This is a genomic window from Candidatus Skiveiella danica (assembly GCF_022705245.1).
Lineage (GTDB): Bacteria > Pseudomonadota > Gammaproteobacteria > Burkholderiales > Burkholderiaceae_C > Skiveiella > Skiveiella danica.
Genome location: NZ_JAKJEW010000001.1, coordinates 1 through 21280 on the forward strand (window position 1 = coordinate 1; position 21280 = coordinate 21280).

18 protein-coding genes and 2 pseudogenes are annotated in these 21280 nt (G+C 64.1%); 14 read left to right on the forward strand and 6 right to left on the reverse strand.

Annotated elements, in window-relative coordinates:
- The 7 genes and pseudogenes from ACMUOY_RS00005 to soxB all read left to right on the forward strand — a co-directional run.
- A pseudogene (locus tag ACMUOY_RS00005) lies at nt 1-201 on the forward strand (sulfite dehydrogenase); the annotation flags it as partial.
- On the forward strand, nt 185-1291 hold the full coding sequence (locus ACMUOY_RS00010; RefSeq protein WP_413889789.1) for a c-type cytochrome: 1107 nt from the start codon (nt 185-187) through the stop codon (nt 1289-1291). The pseudogene ACMUOY_RS00005 and the gene ACMUOY_RS00010, both read left to right, overlap by 17 nt.
- A 68-nt stretch (nt 1292-1359) precedes the next feature.
- The gene (gene soxY / locus ACMUOY_RS00015) at nt 1360-1818 is read left to right on the forward strand and encodes a thiosulfate oxidation carrier protein SoxY (protein ID WP_290732872.1); all 459 of its coding nucleotides are present in this window, start codon (nt 1360-1362) and stop codon (nt 1816-1818) included.
- Nucleotides 1819-1869: 51 nt separating this feature from the next.
- Nucleotides 1870-2181 (forward strand): thiosulfate oxidation carrier complex protein SoxZ, encoded by a 312-nt coding sequence (soxZ, locus tag ACMUOY_RS00020; RefSeq protein WP_290732870.1) that lies wholly within the window; start codon nt 1870-1872, stop codon nt 2179-2181.
- An 84-nt stretch (nt 2182-2265) separates the two neighbouring features.
- The gene (gene soxA / locus ACMUOY_RS00025; protein WP_413889792.1) at nt 2266-3069 is read left to right on the forward strand and encodes a sulfur oxidation c-type cytochrome SoxA; all 804 of its coding nucleotides are present in this window, start codon (nt 2266-2268) and stop codon (nt 3067-3069) included.
- Nucleotides 3070-3087: 18 nt separating this feature from the next.
- Nucleotides 3088-3741 carry a sulfur oxidation c-type cytochrome SoxX gene (gene soxX / locus ACMUOY_RS00030; protein WP_290732866.1) on the forward strand — a complete coding sequence of 218 codons (654 nt, stop codon included), beginning with the start codon at nt 3088-3090 and terminating at the stop codon, nt 3739-3741.
- A gap of 72 nt (nt 3742-3813) precedes the next feature.
- Nucleotides 3814-5547 carry a thiosulfohydrolase SoxB gene (gene soxB / locus ACMUOY_RS00035; RefSeq protein WP_413889794.1) on the forward strand — a complete coding sequence of 578 codons (1734 nt, stop codon included), beginning with the start codon at nt 3814-3816 and terminating at the stop codon, nt 5545-5547.
- A 50-nt stretch (nt 5548-5597) separates the two neighbouring features.
- Here the strand turns inward: soxB and ACMUOY_RS00040 are convergent, their stop codons facing one another.
- The 5 genes from ACMUOY_RS00040 to ACMUOY_RS00060 form a co-directional block, all read right to left on the reverse strand.
- The gene (locus ACMUOY_RS00040) at nt 5598-7238 is read right to left on the reverse strand and encodes an NAD(P)-binding protein (RefSeq protein ID WP_413889796.1); all 1641 of its coding nucleotides are present in this window, start codon (nt 7236-7238) and stop codon (nt 5598-5600) included.
- 69 nt (nt 7239-7307) lie between these two features.
- A complete protein-coding gene (locus tag ACMUOY_RS00045) occupies nt 7308-8306 on the reverse strand; it encodes a thiamine pyrophosphate-dependent enzyme (RefSeq protein WP_413889798.1) in 999 nt (332 codons plus the stop codon).
- A gap of 31 nt (nt 8307-8337) precedes the next feature.
- The gene (locus ACMUOY_RS00050) at nt 8338-9588 is read right to left on the reverse strand and encodes a transketolase C-terminal domain-containing protein (protein ID WP_413889800.1); all 1251 of its coding nucleotides are present in this window, start codon (nt 9586-9588) and stop codon (nt 8338-8340) included.
- Nucleotides 9581-10168, reverse strand: a complete 588-nt coding sequence (locus tag ACMUOY_RS00055; protein ID WP_413889802.1) for a 2-oxoacid:acceptor oxidoreductase family protein — start codon at nt 10166-10168, stop codon at nt 9581-9583. Before ACMUOY_RS00055 ends, ACMUOY_RS00050 begins: the two co-directional genes overlap by 8 nt.
- Nucleotides 10169-10494: 326 nt before the next feature.
- The gene (locus tag ACMUOY_RS00060; protein ID WP_413889804.1) at nt 10495-11049 is read right to left on the reverse strand and encodes a C40 family peptidase; all 555 of its coding nucleotides are present in this window, start codon (nt 11047-11049) and stop codon (nt 10495-10497) included.
- A gap of 179 nt (nt 11050-11228) precedes the next feature.
- Between ACMUOY_RS00060 and ACMUOY_RS00065 the strand changes: the two genes are divergently transcribed.
- From ACMUOY_RS00065 to ACMUOY_RS00085, 5 genes are all read left to right on the forward strand, one after another.
- Entirely contained in the window at nt 11229-12209 is a 981-nt protein-coding gene (locus tag ACMUOY_RS00065; protein ID WP_413889806.1) for an MDR family oxidoreductase, read from the forward strand.
- 137 nt (nt 12210-12346) lie between these two features.
- Entirely contained in the window at nt 12347-14746 is a 2400-nt protein-coding gene (locus ACMUOY_RS00070) for a Tex family protein (protein WP_413889808.1), read from the forward strand.
- A gap of 93 nt (nt 14747-14839) precedes the next feature.
- Nucleotides 14840-15925, forward strand: a complete 1086-nt coding sequence (locus tag ACMUOY_RS00075; RefSeq protein WP_413889810.1) for a patatin-like phospholipase family protein — start codon at nt 14840-14842, stop codon at nt 15923-15925.
- Nucleotides 15922-16998 carry an acyltransferase family protein gene (locus ACMUOY_RS00080; RefSeq protein ID WP_413889812.1) on the forward strand — a complete coding sequence of 359 codons (1077 nt, stop codon included), beginning with the start codon at nt 15922-15924 and terminating at the stop codon, nt 16996-16998. The genes ACMUOY_RS00075 and ACMUOY_RS00080 overlap by 4 nt, the downstream gene beginning before the upstream one ends.
- 34 nt (nt 16999-17032) lie before the next feature.
- The gene (locus ACMUOY_RS00085) at nt 17033-17212 is read left to right on the forward strand and encodes a hypothetical protein (RefSeq protein WP_413889814.1); all 180 of its coding nucleotides are present in this window, start codon (nt 17033-17035) and stop codon (nt 17210-17212) included.
- A gap of 99 nt (nt 17213-17311) precedes the next feature.
- Here the strand turns inward: ACMUOY_RS00085 and ACMUOY_RS00090 are convergent, their stop codons facing one another.
- Complete coding sequence (locus tag ACMUOY_RS00090; protein WP_413889816.1) at nt 17312-17611, reverse strand: BrnA antitoxin family protein; 300 nt, start codon at nt 17609-17611, stop codon at nt 17312-17314.
- Nucleotides 17612-17987: 376 nt separating this feature from the next.
- Here ACMUOY_RS00090 and ACMUOY_RS00095 point away from each other — a divergent pair.
- Together ACMUOY_RS00095 and ACMUOY_RS00100 are read left to right on the forward strand one after the other, a co-directional pair.
- Nucleotides 17988-18377 (forward strand): annotated as a pseudogene (locus ACMUOY_RS00095) (phospholipase); the annotation flags it as partial.
- 311 nt (nt 18378-18688) lie between these two features.
- Nucleotides 18689-21151, forward strand: coding sequence for a hypothetical protein (locus ACMUOY_RS00100; protein ID WP_413889818.1), 2463 nt, complete (start codon nt 18689-18691; stop codon nt 21149-21151).
- Nucleotides 21152-21280 lie beyond the last annotated feature (129 nt).

A 21280-nucleotide genomic window follows, 5' to 3' on the forward strand; every position in this document is an offset into this window, starting at 1 on the left:
TCCCGATTCAATATCGACTGGGTGTGGGACGGAAAGCCCGCCATCATCCAGAGCAGAGCAGTCGATGAAACCGGCTATGTACAGCCGACCTACAAGCAATTGCGTGCTGTTCGGGGCACGCGGTCGATTTATCACAACAACGCAATCCAGTCGTGGCTGGTCCAGGAAAACGGAGAGGTCAAGAATGTTCAGCTGTCGTAAGGCATTTTTGACGCTGGGCCTGATAGCCGTAACCGGTTATGTCAGCGCACAGGCAACCGGCATGTATCCCGGAATCGGGCGCAACGCGACACCCAAAGAGGTTGCCGCATGGGACATCGATGTCCGCCCTGATTTCAAGGGACTGCCCAAAGGCAGTGGAACTGTTGCCAAGGGGCAGGACGTCTGGGAAGCCAAGTGCGCCCAGTGCCACGGCATATTCGGTGAATCCAATGAGGTGTTCAATCCCCTGGTCGGTGGCACGACGGCCGAGGACGTCAAGAGTGGGCGCGTTGCCAAACTGAAAGACCCCGATGGCGGACGAACGACCTTCATGAAGGTGGCTTCCCTGTCAACCGTATGGGACTACATCAACCGCGCCATGCCCTGGACGGCGCCCAAATCGTTGTCCACCGACGAGGTCTATTCGGTGACCGCGTTTCTGCTCAACCTGGCGGGTGTTGTTCCGGACAATTTCACTCTGTCTGACAAAAATATCGGTGAAGTCCAGGCCCGCATGCCCAACCGCAACGGCATGCAGACCCGGCACGCCATGTGGCCCGGTAACGAGTTTGGGGGAACCAAGAGGCCAGACACCGCAAATGTGGCGTGCATGAAGAATTGCGCTACCGAGCCAACGGTCGCGTCTTTCCTGCCGGACTTTGCGCGTGACGCTCACGGCAACCTGCAGGAACAGAACCGCATTGTCGGACCTCAACGCGGAGCCGATACCAGCAAGCCAGAAGGCAAGTCGGCGGCCACGGGCACAACGACTCCCGTTGCTGTGGCACAGGCAACCACCGCTGCCAAGCCCGCGGCCGCTTCGGATGCTGCGGCACCCGATGGAAAGTCGGCGCTTGCCTTGGCGACCAAGAGCGGTTGCACGGTATGTCACGGCGTCAGTAACAAGATTGTTGGCCCAGCCTTTTCCGATGTTGCCAAGAAGTATGCCGGCAAGCCGGACTATCTGGCTGGAAAGATCAAGTCGGGCGGCTCGGGGCTGTGGGGTCCCATCCCCATGCCGCCGCAGACCTTGAGTGACGCCGACGCGAAAACAATCGCAGCTTGGCTGGCCACCGGCTCGGTCAAATGAGTTGGGGATTACGCGAGTACCCTTACCCGTATTTTTTATTAGCATCCATCTAACCAAGGAGATTTCATATGCAAACTCGCCGCGAGACACTCAAACAAAGCGCATTGGTAGCCGGTCTTCTGGCCTCTACCGGGCTTTTCCCCCAATACGCCCATGCGGCGTTCAACAAGACGGCATTTGAAGCCAAGAACGTGGCTGACGCGTTGAAGGCTCTGGGTGCTGGTGCGCCGGTTGAAAGCAAGGACGTCACCATTACTGGCCCGGATATCGCTGAGAACGGCGCTGTCGTTCCCTTGGGCGTCAGCACGTCGCTCGCAGGCGTCAAACAGATGCTGATTTTGGTGGAAAAGAACCCGACGTCGCTCGTGGCCGTATTCAACGTGACCGACAGCGTGGATGCGAACTTTGCGACGCGCTCCAAGATGGGCCAGTCCTCGGACGTGTATGCAGTCGCCGTCATGGCGGATGGCAAGACACTGTTCGCCAAGAAGGAAGTCAAGGTCACGCTCGGCGGCTGTGGCGGCTGATGCACGGGCAATTCCGTCGAACCTATTGAATCACTGAACAGGAGAAAGAAAATGGCAGATCCGATGCGCATTCGCGCCCAAGCAGCAGGTGACAAAGCGACCGTCCGTGTCCTGATGAGCCACGAGATGGAGTCCGGACAGCGCAAAGATGCGGCCGGCAAGGTCGTTCCCGCGTGGCATATCCAGGAAGTGGAAGCCAAACTCAATGGCAAATCCGTGATGACCGCCGAATGGGGCGCAGCGGTTTCCAAGAACCCATTCCTGCAATTCAACGTCAAGGGCGCCAAAGCCGGCGACAAGATTGCAGTGACCTGGAAAGACAACAAGGGCGACACCCGGACCGACGAAGCCACGGTGTCCTGACACCTGCGGTCGCATTGAAAAAAGGGTGAAGAACTTCACCCTTTTTTTGATCCCGAATCGACTCCAAAACAACGAGAGGCAAACATGATGTTGCATCGATCCATCTCCCTGCTCACTGTGGGCTGCCTGCTGGCGAGCGCTGCCTTGGCGCAGAAAACGGCCGTCCAGAGCATTGAGGAATACCGCGCCATGCTCCAGGATGGCAACCCGGCCGACCTCTTTGAGGCCAAAGGCGAAGACCTCTGGAAACAAAAGCGCGGACCGAAGAACGCCTCACTGGAAAAATGCGACCTTGGCAAAGGCCCAGGCGTTGTAAAGGGCGCGTTTGTCGAACTTCCTCGCTACTTTTCAGACACCAACAAGGTGCAAGACCTCGAGTCTCGCCTGTTGACCTGCATGGAAACCTTGCAGGGCTTCAACGCCGTCGAGATCGCTAAGACGCCCTTCGGCAGGGGCGAGCAGAACAACATGACCGCATTGGTCACCTGGATCTCCGCCGAGTCGAAGGGCATGAAGTTCAATCTGTCGCAGGTTCACCCGCAAGAGAAGACGTTCTATGAAGTGGGCAAGCGCCTGTTCTTCCAGCGGGCAGGTCCGCATGACTTCTCCTGCTCATCCTGCCACGGCCAGGACAACACCCGCATCCGCCTGCAGGACTTGCCCAACCTGACCAAAAACGCGGGAGACGGTATCGGCTTTGCAGCCTGGCCCGCATACCGCGTCTCGAACGGGCAGATGTGGGGCATGCAACAGCGTCTGAACGATTGCTATCGCCAGCAACGCTTCCCCTACCCGGGCTTTGCCAGCGATGCCACAGTCGCTCTGGGCGTCTATCTTGGCGTCAACAGTCAGGGTAGCGCCTCTGTTGCTCCAGCCATCAAGCGTTGATCGATCAGGAAAAAGCTCATGAAGACGCAACACAAAATCACGTTGTCCGTTCTGGTTGCTGCGGCGATCATTGCCGGCTGCGCTACCGCGCCCAGTTCTGCCGACCTCGACAAGACGACCGCAGCCGTCGTCAAGTCATCGTTCCGGGATGAAGGCATCGTCAAGGCTTCCGTGCTGGATACGGATGAAACCAACAAGGCCTGCAGTGCCGCCGATGTGGCGGGTAAGCCCTTGGATGAAGCGACAGCCAAGGCCATCGAAGCGTCCAACATGAAGACCATCAAGTGGCCGGCCAATGGCAAGTTCCTGGGCAATTGGCAAGAAGGCGAGAAGTTGGCTCAGAGCGGCCGCGGCCTGACCTGGACCGACGATGCCAAGACACCGAACGGTGGGAATTGTTACAACTGCCACCAGATCGACAAGAAGGAAATCTCTTTCGGCACGATCGGCCCCAGTTTGTACAACTTTGGAAAACTGCGCGGCGTCTCAGACCCAAACAGCCCAGCTTCAAAAGCCATTGTCGAGTACACCTGGGGCAAGATCTGGAACGCCAAGGCCTATAACGCCTGTTCCAACATGCCGCGGGCAGGGCACATGGGCATCATGACCGAAGCCCAGGTGGCTGACCTGGTTGCCCTGCTGCTGGATCCGAAGTCGCCGGTCAATCAGTAAAGACGAGCGAGACGCCTGAAGCCCGGCTTTGCCGGGTTTTCTTCGAATTCTTAGTTCAGTGAATGCAAAGATATGAATTTAACCAAGCGTGAGTTTTTCCAGTTGATTGGCGCGGGCACCATGGCGGGCATGGGCATGGGCCGCTATGCGGACGCGGATGCCGCCACGGCCGCCAATGGCCTGTACGACATCCCCAAGTTCGGTAACGTGTCTTTCCTGCACATGACCGACTGCCACGCGCAACTCAAGCCGATCTATTTCCGTGAACCCAGCATCAACCTCGGTATCGGTTCGATGAAAGGCCAGTTGCCCCATCTGGTCGGGGAACACCTGCTGAAGGTGGCCAAAGTACGGCCGGGCACGGCCGAGGCGCACGCGTTGACCTACCTGGATTTTGACCAGGCAGCCAAACGCTACGGCAAGGTTGGAGGCTTTGCCCATCTGGCAACGCTGGTCAAACGCATGAAGGCCAGTCGTCCGGGCGCCTTGCTGCTGGATGGCGGCGATACCTGGCAGGGCTCCGGAACGGCACTTTGGACCAATGGCCAGGATATGGTCGATGCCTGCAAGCTGCTCGGTGTGGACGTCATGACGGGGCACTGGGAGTTCACGCTGGGCATGGAACGTGTCAAGGAGATCATCGAGAAGGACTTCAAGGGCAAGGTCGATTTTGTCGCCCAGAACGTGAAGACCCAGGACTTCGGTGACCCCGTGTTCAAACCCTATGTGATCCGGGAAATCAATGGCGTCCCCTGCGCCATCATCGGCCAGGCCTTCCCCTACACGCCGATCGCCAACCCGCGCTACATGGTGGCCGACTGGGCCTTCGGCATTCAGGACGAGAACATGCAGAAGATGGTGGATGAGGCCCGGGGCAAGGGCGCCCAGGTGGTTGTCGTCCTGAGCCACAACGGCATGGATGTGGACCTCAAGATGGCCAGCCGCGTCAGTGGCATCGATGCCATCATGGGTGGCCATACCCACGACGGCATGCCGGTGGCATCCGTTGTGAGCAACAAGGGCGGCAAGACCATCGTCACCAACGCCGGATCCAATAGCAAGTTCCTCTCGGTGCTCGACTTCGAGGTCAAGGACAAAAAGGTGAGCGACTTCCGTTACAAGCTGCTCCCGGTCTTCGCCAACATGCTCCCGGCCGATACGGAGATGGACGCGCTCATCAGGAAGATCCGCGCACCGTACGAAGCCAAGTTGGCCGAGAAGCTTGCCGTGACCGAAGGTACCTTGTATCGGCGCGGCAACTTCAACGGCACGGGCGATCAGCTGCTGGTGGATGCTCTGATGGAGGTTCAGGGTGCGGAAATCGCGTTTTCACCGGGCTTTCGCTGGGGAACCAGCCTGTTGCCCGGGCAGGCCATCACGCGCGAATGGTTGATGGACATGACCGCGACAACCTATTCCTACGCCACCGTCACCGAGATGACTGGCGAGACCATCAAGACGGTGCTGGAAGACGTCTGTGACAACCTTTTCAATCCCGATCCCTACTACCAGCAAGGTGGTGACATGGTGCGCGTGGGCGGACTGCAGTACAGCTGTGATCCCGTGGGCAAGATGGGAAGCCGGATTGGAGACATGCGTCTGAACGGGAAGCCGATCGAAGCGGACAAGAAGTACAAGGTCGCTGGCTGGGCGCCGGTGGCCGAGGAAGCCCGAACCGCGGGCAATCCCCAGGTCTGGGATGTTGTGGAAACATGGCTGAAGGCGCGCGGCGGCAAGGTGTCTGCGCGCAAGCTCAATACACCCAAGCTCACGGGCGGTCTGCCCAACCCGGGCTACGCAGGCTGAGGCAGGATGGAGCGGCGCCGCCCTGACGCCGGGCCCGGCGCAACACCGATTCAGGTGCCTTCGGGCACCATCTTGATGGCACCGCACGGACACTCGGACACACAGATTCCACAGCCCTTGCAGTAGTCCAGGTTGAAGTCGAACCCCTTGCCGGGTCCGTGCTTGATGACCGCATTGTCCGGACAGACCCCATAGCAGTTGTCACACTCGAAACAGTTGCCGCATGACAGGCAGCGGCGCGCCTCGAACAGGGCGTTGGATTCGTCCAGCCCGCCTTGCACCTCCTCGAAGGTCGACTTGCGCCGCAGGATGTCCAGCATGGGGCGCACCGTCTTCGGCGCGTCGCTGTAGTACCACGGGTTGAGTGTGTCGAAGCTGGCCAGTTCGCTCTTGGCGGGCGCCTGGTAGCTTGCGCCTTGCAGCCAGGCGTCGATGTTGCGCGCTGCTTTCTTGCCGTGGCCGATCGCGACCGTCACGTTGCGTTCGGCGGGAACCATGTCGCCGCCGGCAAAGATGCCGGCGTGGCCCGTCATCATTTGCGCGTCGACCTGCACAACGCCGTCGTCCACCGCCAGGCCCGGCACCCCTTCGATGAGGGACAGATCAACATCCTGGCCCAGCGCCAGCACCACGGAGTCAGCCTCCAGGGTCTCGAACTCGCCGGTCGGTTGCGGAAAGCCTTTGTCGTCCAGTGCCATCTTCTCCACCGTGATGGACGACTCGCCGGCCTGCTTGATGGTGGACAGCCACTTGATCATCACGCCTTCCTGCAATGCCTCTTCCACCTCGAAGTCGTGCGCCGGCATCTTTTCACGGTTGCGGCGGTAGACGATGATGGCCTCGCTCGCGCCCAGGCGCTTAGCCGTGCGTGCAACGTCGATCGCGGTGTTGCCGCCGCCATAGACGACGACGCGGCGGCCCAGCATGGGTTTGTCCTCGCCCTCCATGGAGCGCAGCACGGCGACCGCATCAAGCACCTTGGCCGAATCGCCTGCGGGAATGAAGGCGCGCTTCGCAATATGGGCACCGACGGCCAGGAACACGGCGTCGAAGCCGCCGGCTTGGCGGGATTCCAGCACGTTCGAGACCTTGGTGTTGTAGGCGATGGTGACGCCCATGTCCACAATGCGCTGGACCTCGGCGTCGAGCACCTGGCGGGGCAAACGGTATTTCGGAATGCCGAAACGCATCATGCCGCCGGGCATGGGACCGGCCTCGTGCACCGTCACGGCATGGCCCAGGCGCGCCAGGTGGTAGGCCGCCGAGAGGCCGGACGGACCCGCGCCGACAACCAGCACTTTCTTTCCGGATTGCGTCTTTGCAGCCGGGAACCGCCAGCCCCGGGCGATGGCCTGATCACCCAGAAACCCCTCGACGGAGTTGATTCCCACCGCCTCATCGATCTTCGCCCGGTTGCAGGCCCCTTCGCAGGTGTGATAACAGACCCGACCCATGGTGGCGGGGAACGGGTTGTCTTCGACCAGCTTGCGCCAGGCCTGCTCGTAGTCCCCCGACTCCGCATGAAACAGCCAAGCCTGGATGTTTTCCCCGGCGGGGCACTGGTGGTTGCAAGGCGGTTTGCGGCTGACGTACACGGGCCGCGAATTGCGCCACGAGCCGGTGTGGTTGACCAGGGAACTGCCCACGTCAAGGGTGATGGCAAAGGGCTTTTGCATGCGGATGAACCTCAATGATTGGGTGCGGGTCGAGCCAGGTACGTGGAATCGGGTGTGGCGCAGCGGCTAGGGTCGAGTGGGCGATCAGGCTTCCTCGTCCAGTAGCCCGTAACGCTGGATGTTGCGATCGGCCATGGCCTGCAAGCGCGCCAGGGTGGCCGTGTCCGGCGTGCTGCCGAACAGGTGGGCAAAGCGCTTCTGGGGCCGCAGGTAGTCTTCGACCGGCACGCGCCGGCGGATCTTCGAGACCCCCGTGACTTCGCCGTGCTCGGCCTCGAACACCGGGAACACACCGCTTTCATGCGCCAGCCGGGCGAGGCGGATGGTGTCGTGCGACGCCGCCCCCCATCCCAGCGGGCAGGGGACAAAGATATGGATGTAGCGCGCGCCACGCATGGACATCGCCTTCGTCACCTTGTATTCCAGGTCGCGCAGGTCCGCTACGGTGGCGGTGGCGACATACGGAATCTCGTGCGCCATGGCAATGCGCGCCAGGTTCTTGCCCTGGCCGAAGACATTGCCAGGGTTCGGGCCGACGGGCATGGTGGTGGCGGTGCGTGCGGCCGGCGGGGTCGCTGAAGACCGCTGCACCCCGGTGTTCATATAGGCCTCGTTGTCGTAACAGATGTAGAGCACGTCGTCGTTGCGCTCGAACATGCCCGACAGGCAGCCGAAGCCGATGTCGGTCGTGCCGCCATCGCCGCCCTGGGCCACCACGCGCACCTGGTCACGGCCTTTGACCCGCATGGCTGCCGCGATGCCGGTGGCCACCGCTGCCGTGTTGCCAAACAGCGAGTGGATCCACGGCATCTGCCACGAGGTCTCGGGGTAGGGCGTGGAGAAAACTTCCAGGCAGCCGGTGGCGTTGGCGGCGATCAACTGGCCATTCGTGGCCTGCATCGCCGCGTCGATGGCGTAGCGGGCGCCGAGCGCTTCGCCGCAGCCCTGGCAGGCGCGATGGCCGGAATTCAGCGAATTGTTGCGCTGGGTGTTGGCCTGCACGCTGCGCTGGTCGGGCGCCAGCAGGCGGTTGCCCACGGTGAAGGTGCCGGTCTGGTAAAACTTGACGACGGTGTGTTCCATGATGTCGGTCCGGATGGTCTGCCAGTGGGCCTCAGGCGCCAGCCGCTGAGGGGCCCAGGTCGCGCAGGATGTTTTCGGCGATCGGGCCGGAACGGCGCTGCTTCTTTTCGCGTTCCAGCACCCGGTTGACGATGTCCCAGTCGAGGTCCAGGAAGGTCAGCAGTTCCAGCTTGTCGGCGATGGCGTCGTTCAGCAGCTTCGTCAGCGAGGCCTTGGTGATGGCCCGCCCACCCAGCCCGGCGACGACGGTCAGCACCGGTTGCGGCCGGTTGCGCACCGCGCTGCGCACGTCGCGCGAGACGATGCCGCCGATGCCGACCGCAAAGCATTTCTCGATGACGACGATGCGTTTCGCATGGGCGGTCGCGTCCCGGATGTCCGAAATCGGGAACGGGCGGAACGAGGTGATGCCCAGCACGCCGATTTTCACGCCGGCGTCCCGCAGATCGTCCACCGTGTCCTTGATGGTGCCCAGCACGGAGCCCAGGGCGATGACGATGGTTTCGGCGTCGTCCAGGCGATACGGTTTGATCAGACCGCCCGAGTCGCGTCCAAAAATCTGGCGGAATTCCTCTGCCACCTGCGGAATCAGGTCCAGCGCCTGCATCTGCTTGGCGTGGGCCAGGTAGCGCACCTCAGCAAAGGCCTCGGGGCCCACCATGGCGCCGATCGTTACGGGTTCGTCCGGGTCCAGCACCTGGCGCGGCTCGTAAGGCGGCAGGAAGCGGTCCACCTGCGCCTGATCCGGCATGTCCACACGTTCGTAGGCATGGGTCAGGATAAAGCCATCCATGCACACCATGACCGGCAAGGACAGTTCCTCGGCGATCCGGAACGCCTGGATATGCAGGTCGAGCGCTTCCTGGTTCGTCTCGGCGAACAGTTGCAGCCAGCCGGCGTCGCGCATCGACATGCTGTCGGTATGGTCGTTCCAGATGTTGATCGGGGCGCCGATGGCACGGTTGGCCACGGTCATCACGATGGGCAGGCCCAGCCCGGAGGCGTTGTAGACCGCCTCGGCCATGAACAGCAGGCCCTGGCTGGCGGTGGCCGTGTAAGCCCGGGCGCCGGCCGCCGAGGCGCCGATGGCCACGCTCATGGCGGCAAATTCGGACTCGACGTTGATGAACTCGCAGCGCGAGAGCGCGCCGGATTTCACCATTTCGCCCAGCCCTTCGACAATGTGCGTCTGGGGCGAGATCGGGTAGGCGCAGATCACCTCGGGGCGGCTCAACGCGACCGCCGCAGCCACGGCATGGGAGCCTTCGCATTGTTCAAGCATGGTGGGCCTCTGCCTTCTTTTCCTGTTCCATGACGATCTCGTAGGCCTCGCGGGCCGCGTCCATGTTGCCTTGCGCCACCGCACCTTTGAACTTCTCCCGGATCGCCGCCTGCACCGCATCCAGCGAGATCAAGCCGCCAAGGGCGGCAAAGGCCCCCAGCAGCGGAACGTTCGGCACCGGTCGTCCGACGTGTTTCATGGCCAGTTCGCTGGCGGGCACGGTCAGCAGGCGCTCGGGCCGGAAGTCCCGCGCGAATTCGCCAAGACCCAGCGCCTCGAAGGTCCGGGTGGTGTTGATCAGGATGTAGCCATCCTTCTTCAGGCCGCTGAACACATCCACCTGGTGCAGCAGCGTGGCGTCCTGGATGATCAGGGCGTCCGGCTGCATGATGGGCTCGCGCAGGCGAATCTCCTTGTCGTCCAGTCGGCAGAACGCGACCACCGGCGCACCGGTGCGTTCCGATCCGAAGCTGGGGAAAGCCTGGGCGTGACGCCCGCCCAGGAAGGCGGCGATGGAGAGCATCTCCGCGCCGGTCACGACGCCCTGGCCTCCGCGTCCATGAATGCGTACCTGAAACATCCGTTGCCTTTCGTGAACTGTCCGCGCTTCGAACCCGGCGGTGCCCTGCCTTGCGCGCAAGCTGCGATGGTGCCTGCGCGTCAATGCGGCGGTCTTGATGTGCATCAACAAACTCAGGCGAGGCCGCCGCCGTGGTTCAAGAGATGGGGTCGATTCGGCTGCAAACCTTCGCAACAGGGCTGAAGGTGTCTGGCAAGGATCCGGGACGTCGCCGGAGCGGCCATGCGCGCGAAAAAACGATCAAATCAGCTCAGTCCCAGCGTCGGATGGTCACAAGACGCTATAGAAACATGAGTAGATCAAGTGGCCAGGAAACGGCCTTCGCGCTATTGCGAGGGCGAGTTGCCGCCCGCCACGCGGCGGGCACCATTGAAGCGGGTTTGCCAGTACGCTTCCCGCATGTCCTCGACCCGGACTTGCGCGCCGGAGCGGGGGGCATGAATGAACTTGCCATCGCCGACATAAATGCCGACATGGCTGAACGCGCGCCGCATGGTGTTGAAGAACACCAGATCACCCGGCTTGAGGTCGGTCCGGTCGATGGTCTGGGTGGCCGCGGCCTGTTCGTTGGCACGCCGGGGCAGAACCAGACCAATGGATTGTTCGTACATGGCGCGGACGAATCCGCTGCAGTCGAAGCCGGTTTCCGCTGATGTGCCACCCCGCTTGTAGGGAACGCCCAGGAAGCCCATGGCGTTCACGACCAGCTCTGACGCTTTTTCGCCGGCGGTATGGCGAACGTGTTCGAGTTGACCGCCGAGCCGCTCGATCAGACCTTTGTCGGTGAGCAGGCGTTCGACCGCATCTTCTGCGACCGTGGTCGGAGCCGCATGCACGGCAGCGCAAACAAGCAGGCAGGGAAGCAGGGTCCAGCGGAACATGGCCGCGAATTTACGGCGATCAAATTGAGAAGTCAAATGAAGAAAACGGTGTAACTTATTGATTTATATATGGCTAGCGTTTTCACCTAGTGCCCTATGGTACACCGGTTTGGTTCTTGCCCCGAGAATCCCGGCTGACCCTCCATTGTCCCCGACCCATTCAACAAGGAAGAAAAGACATGTTCAAGGCCCTCCTGCTCGAAAAAGGCGACACCTTCAGCGCCAGCATCCAGTCACTCGACGAGGCGGCCCTGCCACCAGCCGATGTGCTGGTGCGCGTCGACTGGTCCACGCTCAACTACAAGGACGGGCTGGCGATCACGAACAAGGGCCCGGTGGTGCGCCAATGGCCCATGGTCGCCGGCATCGACGGGGCAGGGGAGGTCCTCGAATCCACGCACCCGGCATGGAAGCCCGGCGATGCCTTCATCCACAACGGCTGGGGCGTGGGCGAGACGCACTGGGGCTGCCTGGCAGAAAAGGCCCGGCTCAAGGGCGACTGGCTGGTCAAGCTGCCCGCGGCCTTTACGGCCCGGCAGGCAATGTCCATCGGCACGGCCGGCTACACCGCCATGCTCTGTGTGCTGGCGCTCGAAGATCACGGCGTGAAGGCCGGCGCTGGCGAAATTCTGGTGACCGGCGCCACCGGCGGGGTCGGCAGTGTCGCCGTGGCGCTGCTGGGCCGCCTGGGCTACACCGTGGTCGCGGCCACCGGCAAGACCGCCGAGGCCGACTGGCTGAAAGCCCTGGGCGCCTCGTCGATCATCGACCGGGCCGAGCTGGCCGCCCCCGGCAAGCCCTTCCAGAAGGAACGCTGGGCCGGCGTAGTCGATGCCGTGGGCTCGCACACCCTGGCCAATGCCCTGGCGCAGACCCGCTACGGCGGCGTGGTGGCCGCCTGCGGTCTGGCACAAGGCGCGGACCTGGCCACCACGGTGATGCCCTTCATCCTGCGCGGCGTGACGCTGGCCGGCGTCGATTCGGTGATGGCGCCGCTCGCCAGGCGCCAGCGTGCCTGGGACCGCCTGGCCCGAGACCTCGACCCGGCCAAGCTGGAAACCCTGATCGAGGAGATCCCCCTGAGCGGCGCGATCGACAAGGCCCACGCCCTGATGGGCGGGCAGGTGCGCGGCCGGGTGGTGGTGCGCATCGGCGGCTGAACCGCGCCGGCCCCGGCCTTCGCACCGCCTGGGTGCGTTGCTGACATCCTGAACCAGGCCGGGGAGGGCGCCCGCCCCTGTGGCACACTCCCGCGCTTCGCCGGAATCCGGCGCCTTCTTCTTTCTCTCTCTCCTTCATGCAGACGATCATTTCGCAGATCGCGGCCGAAATCCGCGTCACCCAACAGCAGGTCCAGGCGGCCGTCGACCTGCTGGACGGCGGTGCCACCGTGCCCTTCATCGCCCGCTACCGCAAGGAAGCCACCGGCGGGCTCGACGACATCCAGCTGCGCGAGCTCGAATACCGCCTGGGCTACCTGCGCGAGCTGCAGGACCGCCGTGCCGCCATCCTGAAAGCCATCGACGAGCAGGGCAAGCTCACCCCCGAGCTGCGCGCCGCCATCGAGGCCGCGCCGACCAAGCAGGAGCTGGAAGACCTCTACCTGCCCTACAAGACCAAGCGCCGCACCAAAGGCCAGATCGCCCGCGAAGCCGGCATCGAGCCCCTGGCCGAGCGCCTGTTTGCCAACCCGTCGCTGAACCCGTCCGCCGAAGCCGAGGCCTTCGTGCGCCCGGCCGGCAGTGTGGAGGGGGGCGACTTTTCGACCGTGCCGGCCGTGCTCGACGGCGTGCGCGACATCCTGAGCGAGCGCTGGGCGGAAGACGCCGTGCTGGTGCAGAGCCTGCGCGAATGGCTCTGGGCCAACGGCCTGCTCAAGTCCACCCTGATGGCCGGCAAGGACGAAAACCACCCCGACGTGGCCAAGTTCCGCGACTACTTCGACTACAACGAGCCCATCGGCCGCGTGCCCTCGCACCGGGCGCTGGCCGTGTTTCGCGGGCGCGCGCTCGACATCCTGGACGCCAAACTGGTCCAGCCTGAGCCCCTGGCCGGCGCCGAGCCCCCGCCCGCGGACCGCAAGGTGCCCGCCGTGCCCTCGCTGGCCGAGGGCAAGATTGCACTGCACCTGGGCTGGAGCCACCAGGGCCGCCCCGCCGACGACCTGTTGCGCAAGTGCGTGGCCTGGACCTGGCGCGTCAAGCTCAGCCTGTCCACCGAGCGCGACCTGTTCACCCGCCTGCGCGAAGACGCCGAGAAGGTGGCGATCAAGGTCTTTGCCGACAACCTGCGCGACCTGCTGCTGGCCGCACCCGCCGGCCCGCGCGTGGTGCTGGGGCTGGACCCCGGCATCCGCACCGGCGTGAAGGTGGCGGTGGTGGACGGCACCGGCAAGCTGGTGGACACCGCCACGGTGTACCCGCATGAGCCGCGCAAAGACTGGGACGGCTCGCTGCACACCCTCGCCCGGCTCTGTGAAAAGCACCGCGTGAACCTGATCGCCATCGGCAACGGCACCGCCAGCCGCGAAACCGACCGCCTGGCCGCCGATTTGATGAAATTGTTGGAAAAAACGGCCCATCCCAGCGCAGAATGGTCACCAGCCGCTATTCAAAGGATAGTGGTCAGCGAGGCCGGCGCCTCGGTGTATTCCGCCAGCGAGTTCGCTTCTCAAGAAATGCCCGACGTGGACGTCAGCCTGCGCGGCGCCGCCAGCATCGCCCGCCGCCTGCAAGACCCGTTGGCCGAGCTGGTCAAGATCGACCCCAAATCCATCGGCGTCGGCCAGTACCAGCACGACGTGAACCAGAGCGAGCTGGCCCGCACCCTGGAGGCGGTGGTGGAAGACTGCGTGAACGCCGTGGGCGTGGACCTCAACACCGCCAGCGTGCCGCTGCTGTCGCGCGTGTCGGGCTTGTCCGCCGGCGTGGCGAAGTCCGTGGTGCGCTGGCGCGAGGCCCACGGCGCCTTCCGCAACCGCAAGCAGCTGCTGGACGTGGCCGGCCTGGGCGCCAAGACCTTCGAGCAAAGCGCCGGCTTTCTGCGCATCCGCGGCGGCGACAACCCGCTGGACATGACCGGCGTGCACCCCGAAACCTACCCCGTGGTGGAGCAGATCATCGCGACCACCGGCAAGCCCGTGGCCGAGCTGATGGGCCGGGCGGAAATGCTCAAAACCCTCAAGCCCGAGCTGTTTGCCAATGAAAAGTTTGGCGTCATCACGGTGAAAGACATCCTGGGCGAGCTGGAAAAGCCCGGCCGCGACCCGCGCCCCGACTTCAAGGTGGCGCGCTTCAACGAGGGCGTGGAAGACATTCGCGACCTGCAGCCCGGCATGATCCTGGAGGGCACGGTCAGCAACGTGGCGGCCTTTGGCGCCTTCGTGGACCTGGGCGTGCACCAGGACGGGCTGGTGCACGTCAGCCAGCTGAGCCACACCTTCACCACCGACGCGCGCGACGTGGTCAAGACCGGCGACATCGTGAAGGTGCGCGTGGTGGAGGTCGATGTGGAGCGCAAGCGCATCGGCCTGTCGATGAAGCTCGGCGAGGCGCCCCCACGCCGGGACGGCCCGCGTGACAACCGGTTTGAAGGGGCCGGGCGGGGCCAGCGGGCGCCCCATCGCGGCGCCCCGGCGCCGGCGGCGTCCACCGCCATGGCCTCGGCCTTTGCCAAGCTGCGCCAGCCCGGGCGTTGATCGATCCTGTTTTGATAGCGTCCAGTGACCATTCCACGCCGGGATCGTGCCAAAAACACCCATAAAACGTGATTCCGGCGCTACCATGAGCCCATGAAAGCCCTGCGCATCCATGCCGGCCCCGCCGCCCGGCGCCATATCGAGCAACACGGCCTGCGTCCGCAGGACATCGGCGTCATCCCCGGCGCAGCTGGCGGCCCAAAAGGCCTGATCCTCGGCCCGCTGGACCGCTTTCTGTTCGGCGACTGGCTGGCCCGCAGCAGCCAGCCGGTGCACCTGGTGGGCGGCTCCATCGGCGCCTGGCGCATGGCCACCGCCTGCCTAACCGACCCGGTGGCCGCCTTCCACCGGCTGGAGCACGATTACATCCACCAGCACTACGAGCTGCTGCCCGGCCAGAAGCGCCCCACGGCCGACTTCGTCAGCGAGCGCTTTGGCGAAAGCCTGCAAGCCTTCTACGGCGGGCGCGTCCAGGAGGTGCTGAACCACCCCCGCTATCGCCTGCACATCGTCACCTCACGCGGGCGCCATGTGCTGGCGCGCGAGCACGGCCTGCGCACCCCGCTGGGCTATGCCGGCGCCTTCTTCACCAACGCCGTGCGCCGCAAGGCCATGGGCGCTTGGCTGGAGCGGGTGGTGTTTTCATCCGGTGGCGCAGCGCTGCCGTTCGCCACGCAGGACTACCGCACCCGGCGAATCGACCTGACCGACGCCAACTTCATGCCCGCGCTGCAGGCCAGCTGCTCGATTCCGTTCGTGCTGCGCGCGGTGCACGACATCCCCGGCGCGCCGCCCGGCGCCTACTGGGATGGCGGCATCACCGACTACCACCTGCACCTGGACTACCGGGAGGCGGCCGGGCCCGTTGGCGCCGGCCTGGTGCTGTACCCGCACTTCCAGCAGGCGGTGGTGCCCGGCTGGCTGGACAAGGCGCTGAAATGGCGCCATGGCGCCACGCCTTTCCTCGACACCACCATCGTGCTGGCCCCCGACCCGGCCTGGGTGGAAAGGCTGCCGAACCGCAAACTGCCCGACCGCACCGACTTCACCCGCTACGGCAACGACCTGGCGGCGCGGGGGAAGGCCTGGACCACCGCTGTCTTGGCGAGCCGCCAGCTGGCTGACGAATGGGCCGCGTGGCTGGAGCGCCCCGACCCCAACCAGGTGTTGCCTCTGTGAGCGCCGAGCACGGTGCCGATGGCGGCCGCATCTGGGGCTGGGACCTGCTGCGGGGCCTGTGCGCGCTGTCGGTCATGGCCTACCACCTGCTGCTATGGCAGGACCTTGCCGCGTTGCACACCTTCGGCACCTACGGCGTGTATCTGTTCTTCGTGCTTTCCGGCGCCAGCCTGGCCTACACCTACGGCGAACGGATCACGTCCTGGCGCGCTACCAGAGCCTTTCTGGTCCTGCGCTGGTTTCGGTTGACGCCACTGTTCGCCGTCGTGGCGGTGATCTCGGTGGCCCTTTTCAGTGCCCACTCCGGCCGCCTGACCGACCTGCTGCCCCTGCGCATGGCGCTGAATCTGACCTATGCCTTCGGCTTCTACGACCCCGTGGTCTGGTCGCTGCCGATCGGGGGCTGGTCACTCGGAATCGAGTTTGTCTACTACCTGATGTTCCCGCTGCTGATGTTCGGCCTGAGGCGACGAGGCGGTCGGTGGCCGCTGTTCGGGGCTGCGATCGCCGTGCAAGTGTGCTGGATCGCCGCCACCATCGGTGGCCCTGACGGCTATGACGCCAATGCCATCGCCTACCACCAAGTGCCCGCTTTCGGCGCGTATTTCGTCGTGGGCTGCCTGATCGGGCTGGACGCGCGCGCGCACCGGCCCGCCGATCCATTCATCATTGCGCTGGGGGCGTGGCTCATGCTGGGCGGATGCTTGGCCGCCCTGAATCCGGCGCAGGCGGGCGATCAGTTGCTGGGGTTTTCGGGCCTGGTGCTGCCACTGGCCTGCGTGCTTGTGGTGTGGGTCAGTGGACGCGCGAGGGTGCCCGCCCGGCTCCGGCCGGTGGCCGTGTGGCTGGGCGACATTACCTACGGCAGCTACCTGCTGCATCCCGTGCTGTTCTTCGGGCTGACCTGGTTCGTCTTACCGGGCGACCCATTGACGCACGCGCAGCGCTGGTGGTTGGCGGCCGGCGTGGCCCTGGCGTCATGTCTGGCCGCCATGGCCAGCGAACGCTGGCTGGAATCTCCGGTGCGGCAGTGGGGGCGCCGGTGGACGCGCGACCGCATCGGCCCAGTCTGAGCTGCGCGGGCACACGCACGTTCAGCAGTCCGTGGTGCCAGGCCGGCTGGACAAAGCGCTGAAATGGCGCAACGGCGCCACCCCGTTTCTGGACACCACCCTCGTGCTCGCCCCCGCCCCGGCCTGTGTGGCGACGCTGCCCAACCGCAAACTGCCCGACCGCGCCGATTTCACCCGCTACGGCAACGACCTGGCGGCGCGGGTGAAGGCGTAGAGCGCGGCAACGTCCGCGGCGCAGCAGCTGGCGGATGAGTTTGGTGAGTGGGTGGAGAAGCCGGATTTAGGGCGGGTGCAGGCTTTGTGATGGCAACCGCTACGTCCGCCGGGCCTGCTGCGCGACGTATTCCTTGAGCACGCTGTCCATGCGCGCCTGCCAACCCTCACCCGTGGACTTGAAGTAGGCCAGAACCTCCTGGCTGTAGCGCACGGACACCAGCTGCTTGGGGTTTTCAGACCTGGGCCGTCCGCGCAAGGTGCGCAGCGGCACCATGGCCTTGAGCTGCTGGGGCGTCAGTGGCAGGGCATCAGGGTCGGCCTTGGCGGCCTCGGTGATGGCCCGGTCCTCCGCGGCAGTGGGCATCTTGATGCTGGGGCGTTCAGGTGTTTTCGACATCGTGCTTGACCGGGTTGCTTTCGTTTTAGGCGGGATCAAAATCGGTTTGCATGAATTTGTGTAGCTACTATAAATTAACACTTGGAGAACTTCCCGCCCGTCCTGTGAACCTGCGGAAAGCCGCGGTCGACCAACACGGCGCAGATGGCCGCCAGCTGTAACAACTCGCCGAAGCCTTTCCGACGCTAGAACATATCGCCAGTGCGGGGCTGATGCGGTAGGTGAGGGGCGGGGAGTGAGGCTGGAGGGAGGATTTCCATCAAAAAGTGGCAATACCCATGGTAAAAAGGTCGTTCGTTGCTATGAACTCAGGACTGAAAGGTCGGTGACTCATGCCGACAAGGCAAGAGACAAAGCCTGTTCCTGTAGCCCCCCGCCGCTCGGCGCCTACTGGGACGGTGGCATCACCGACGACCACCTGTACCTGGGCTGGCACGCGGCGGCCGGGCAGGGTGGCGCCGGCCTGGTGCTGTACCCGCACTTTCAGCAGGCCGTGGTGCCCGGCTGGCTGGACAAGGCCCTGAAATGGCGCCACGGCGCCACGCCGTTCCTCGACACCGCCATCGTGCTCGCCCCCGACCCGGCCTGGGTGGCGCAGCTGCCCAACCGCAAACTGCCCGACCGCACCGACTTCACCCGCTACGGCAACGATTTGGCGGCGCGGGTGAAGGCCTGGAACGCCGCTGCCGGGGCCGCGCAGCAGCTGGCGGATGAGTTTGGGGAGTGGGTGGAGAGGCCGGATGTGGGGCGGGTGCAGGCGTTGTGATGGCTGCGGGGCTTGGCTCGCCCAGCAACGCGTTGGCGCCAGGTCTGGACAGCTGCGCATCGTGCACTTCGATGAGATTGCCTGCTCTTTCGACGCGATCGGTAGTGACCTTTCGCATCAGGTGCCGGTGGCCTGCAAACTACTTGATGCTCATGGGTTGTCAGCGTCTGACTGGTGAATGTTTCCAACTGGTGCTGGGTGAGTTGGCGCGGGCTTGCCGCATGGTCAGCTTCGATTGCAGACTGCTATATAGTGTTTCAACTTCCCACGCCCACCCCCCCCATGGCGTTAGACCTTCAAGGAGCCGTACTATGCCCAGATACGCGTACATCAACTACTGGAGCGTTGCGGCAGCGCTGTGCGTGGCCCTGGTGACGAGCGCATGCAGTTCAGGCGGCGGAACCGGCACGCTGAACATCACACACGACACGCGGGCCGTTCCGCTACTCGGCAGCAGCCAGCCTTATCACACCACGTTTACCGGCTACGACAGCGAGGGCAAGGTGGTGTTCGGCCCGGTGTCGCAGCCGTTCAGCGCGGCGCATGTGGTGCCTGACGTGCCCCACACCGTCAGCACGCTGCGCGTGGTCCACCAGCATGCCAACGGCATGTACGTGGCCGAGGCACTCCTCGAGGTCTCGCAGGTTCTGGCCAGCGCGCCGCTGATTGCCGTTGCCGAGGGGCCGGCCGACGCAGTCACAGTGGAGATCGTCAACGACACAGACAACCTTGGTGGCGACGGGGCGATGTACGTGATGTTCGATACACCCAAATCCGATGCGTCAGTCTCCGGCATCGGTATCCTGCAGAATTCAGGTGCCATCACGGCCACCGGGAGCAGCACTGCGCTGGGCTCGCTCACGCAATCCGGCACCACCACCTCGCCATACACCGGCAAGACGCGTGCGGTGTACGGCTTCACCGTCAAAAATGTGGATTCGGGGCGGCTCACCTTCTCTTATGGCAACGCGATGAGCATTGTCAACGGGGCGTCGCCCACTGCCACCAGCCCTGTGCGCTACGACAAGATGGAATTGACCTTCCTCAATGGCTCCGGTGGTGGCAACCTGACGGCGATCGACTTTCACGGCATCCCGATAAAGGTCGAAGTAACACACGCCGGCCAGCTGGCCCCGGACCCGCTACAGACCAAATCGATCCATGTGTCGATGCCAACACTGATGAATATGTTGACGGATATGGGTACCAACATGGGCGGCGCATTCATCAACAGCACCGGCACCGGTACGTTCAGTTTCACACCGGGGGTGACGACGGACTTCTCTTCATTCACGCGCATTCTGTCGCCGAATACGCTGGCGGCGATGCCGGGCAGGAACGGTTCACCCGCGCCCTATCCCAGCTTCGCGGGCTACTTGCAGTCGCTGGTGGGAAAGACTTACCTGATCAATGGCGATCAGTACGGTGGCTACACCTATAGAGCCAGTTTTTCCAAGGACGGTGCCGGCGGCTACATTGTGACGGCCACCGGCACCGTCAAGACAGCGCAGGTACTACCGAAAAAGTCCACGGCGCCACCACTGCCCGGACCCGCAGCCAACGCCACCGTGACGATCAACTTTCCGACGGGGCAGATGGATTTCTTCACCTATGCCACGGTGGCCAACAGCTCGTCTTACAGCGTTGACGGCTATCCGTTCCAGGCTGGCGTGACCACGCTGCCGGGCACCACCACAACGGCCAGCTACACAATCCAGGACACGGTGAAAGCGGCCAACGCCAGCGCCTATGGCGCGCTGGTTGGCGACATCCAGGCCGCGCTGAACTTTGGCTATCTGGGCGGGCGCTTCGATTCGAGCACCACGCCCAGCGGCGGCAGCGGCACGACCACGCAGGACATCAGCCGGTATTACGCCTCGGTGATGCTGCCCTACGCCTATCCCTATGGCGGCGCGCGAGTCACGAACGACGGCTATTACAACCCGTATGCCGCGCTGATGTATTACGTGTCCGATGCCTATGGCCATCCATTCAGCGACCGCATCGCGGCCGCCAGTCCGCTTTACTCGCTGACCGCGGGCGATCGCGTCCGCATCACCATCCTGAACGACAACCGTCTTGACACGCCGCTACCCAGCGTGATCGCAAGCAGCAGCAGCACAATGACGCTGACTTGGGCTGCGGTGCCAGGCGCAAATGGCTACGTTGTCAGCACACGTCCGGCAGGCGGCGTCTGCACGCCTGTCACCAGTGCGGGAATTGTCACCTGCGCGCTCAGTGGCCTGAGCCCGGGCACGGCCTACCTGGTGTCGACCACCGCCACCGGTGCCAGCGCAGCCGGCATGGCCATCCGCTCGGGAGCGCTGGACGTGCAGGGCATGACCACCGGCAGCGGGCCCGGCGCGGGCAGCGGTCCGTACAACATCAGCTTTGGCGTGAACTTGCCCGACGCGCCCGTGATCCCCGGCATGACCGCCTATGTGAACGGCATGAAGGCGCAGGCGGCCGTGAACGCGGTGGCCGGACAGAACATCATGGGCCTTCGCGTGTTGGATGCCGCCGGCAACGTGGCGTACGCGGGCAACTACTTCGTGACGGTCACGCCGGTGGGCAACGGCACCTTCACTGTGGGACCGATCCAGCTTGACTACGGCTTGACGCCGCTGACCACCGCCGGGCCGCCGTCCACGCCGCCCTATGCGAACGGTGGCGGACTGGTGATCGGCACGCCGTTCACGCCCAAGCCGTATTACCGCTACTACCCGACTGTGTTCCCTCAACCTGGTTCGGGGGCTGGCCAATCGCAGCCTTGAACTAGGCCGTGAACGCGCTGTAGCTGGAGTAGCCGCTCTGGCCGCCGTCGCCTCGTTCACGGGTGTCCTCGGGCCAGTAGTGGCAGCACATGGGCCAGCAGGGCCTGTTGGCGCCAATGTCGTTGGCTC

Coding starts and splice junctions, on each gene's coding strand:
- ACMUOY_RS00010 (WP_413889789.1), top strand. CDS start 185: ATGTTCAGCTGTCGTAAGGCATTTTTGACGCTGGGCCTGATAGCCGTA.
- soxY (WP_290732872.1), top strand. CDS start 1,360: ATGCAAACTCGCCGCGAGACACTCAAACAAAGCGCATTGGTAGCCGGT.
- soxZ (WP_290732870.1), top strand. CDS start 1,870: ATGGCAGATCCGATGCGCATTCGCGCCCAAGCAGCAGGTGACAAAGCG.
- soxA (WP_413889792.1), top strand. CDS start 2,266: ATGATGTTGCATCGATCCATCTCCCTGCTCACTGTGGGCTGCCTGCTG.
- soxX (WP_290732866.1), top strand. CDS start 3,088: ATGAAGACGCAACACAAAATCACGTTGTCCGTTCTGGTTGCTGCGGCG.
- soxB (WP_413889794.1), top strand. CDS start 3,814: ATGAATTTAACCAAGCGTGAGTTTTTCCAGTTGATTGGCGCGGGCACC.
- ACMUOY_RS00045 (WP_413889798.1), bottom strand. CDS start 8,306: ATGGAACACACCGTCGTCAAGTTTTACCAGACCGGCACCTTCACCGTG.
- ACMUOY_RS00050 (WP_413889800.1), bottom strand. CDS start 9,588: ATGCTTGAACAATGCGAAGGCTCCCATGCCGTGGCTGCGGCGGTCGCG.
- ACMUOY_RS00055 (WP_413889802.1), bottom strand. CDS start 10,168: ATGTTTCAGGTACGCATTCATGGACGCGGAGGCCAGGGCGTCGTGACC.
- ACMUOY_RS00060 (WP_413889804.1), bottom strand. CDS start 11,049: ATGTTCCGCTGGACCCTGCTTCCCTGCCTGCTTGTTTGCGCTGCCGTG.
- ACMUOY_RS00065 (WP_413889806.1), top strand. CDS start 11,229: ATGTTCAAGGCCCTCCTGCTCGAAAAAGGCGACACCTTCAGCGCCAGC.
- ACMUOY_RS00070 (WP_413889808.1), top strand. CDS start 12,347: ATGCAGACGATCATTTCGCAGATCGCGGCCGAAATCCGCGTCACCCAA.
- ACMUOY_RS00075 (WP_413889810.1), top strand. CDS start 14,840: ATGAAAGCCCTGCGCATCCATGCCGGCCCCGCCGCCCGGCGCCATATC.
- ACMUOY_RS00090 (WP_413889816.1), bottom strand. CDS start 17,611: ATGTCGAAAACACCTGAACGCCCCAGCATCAAGATGCCCACTGCCGCG.
- ACMUOY_RS00100 (WP_413889818.1), top strand. CDS start 18,689: ATGCCCAGATACGCGTACATCAACTACTGGAGCGTTGCGGCAGCGCTG.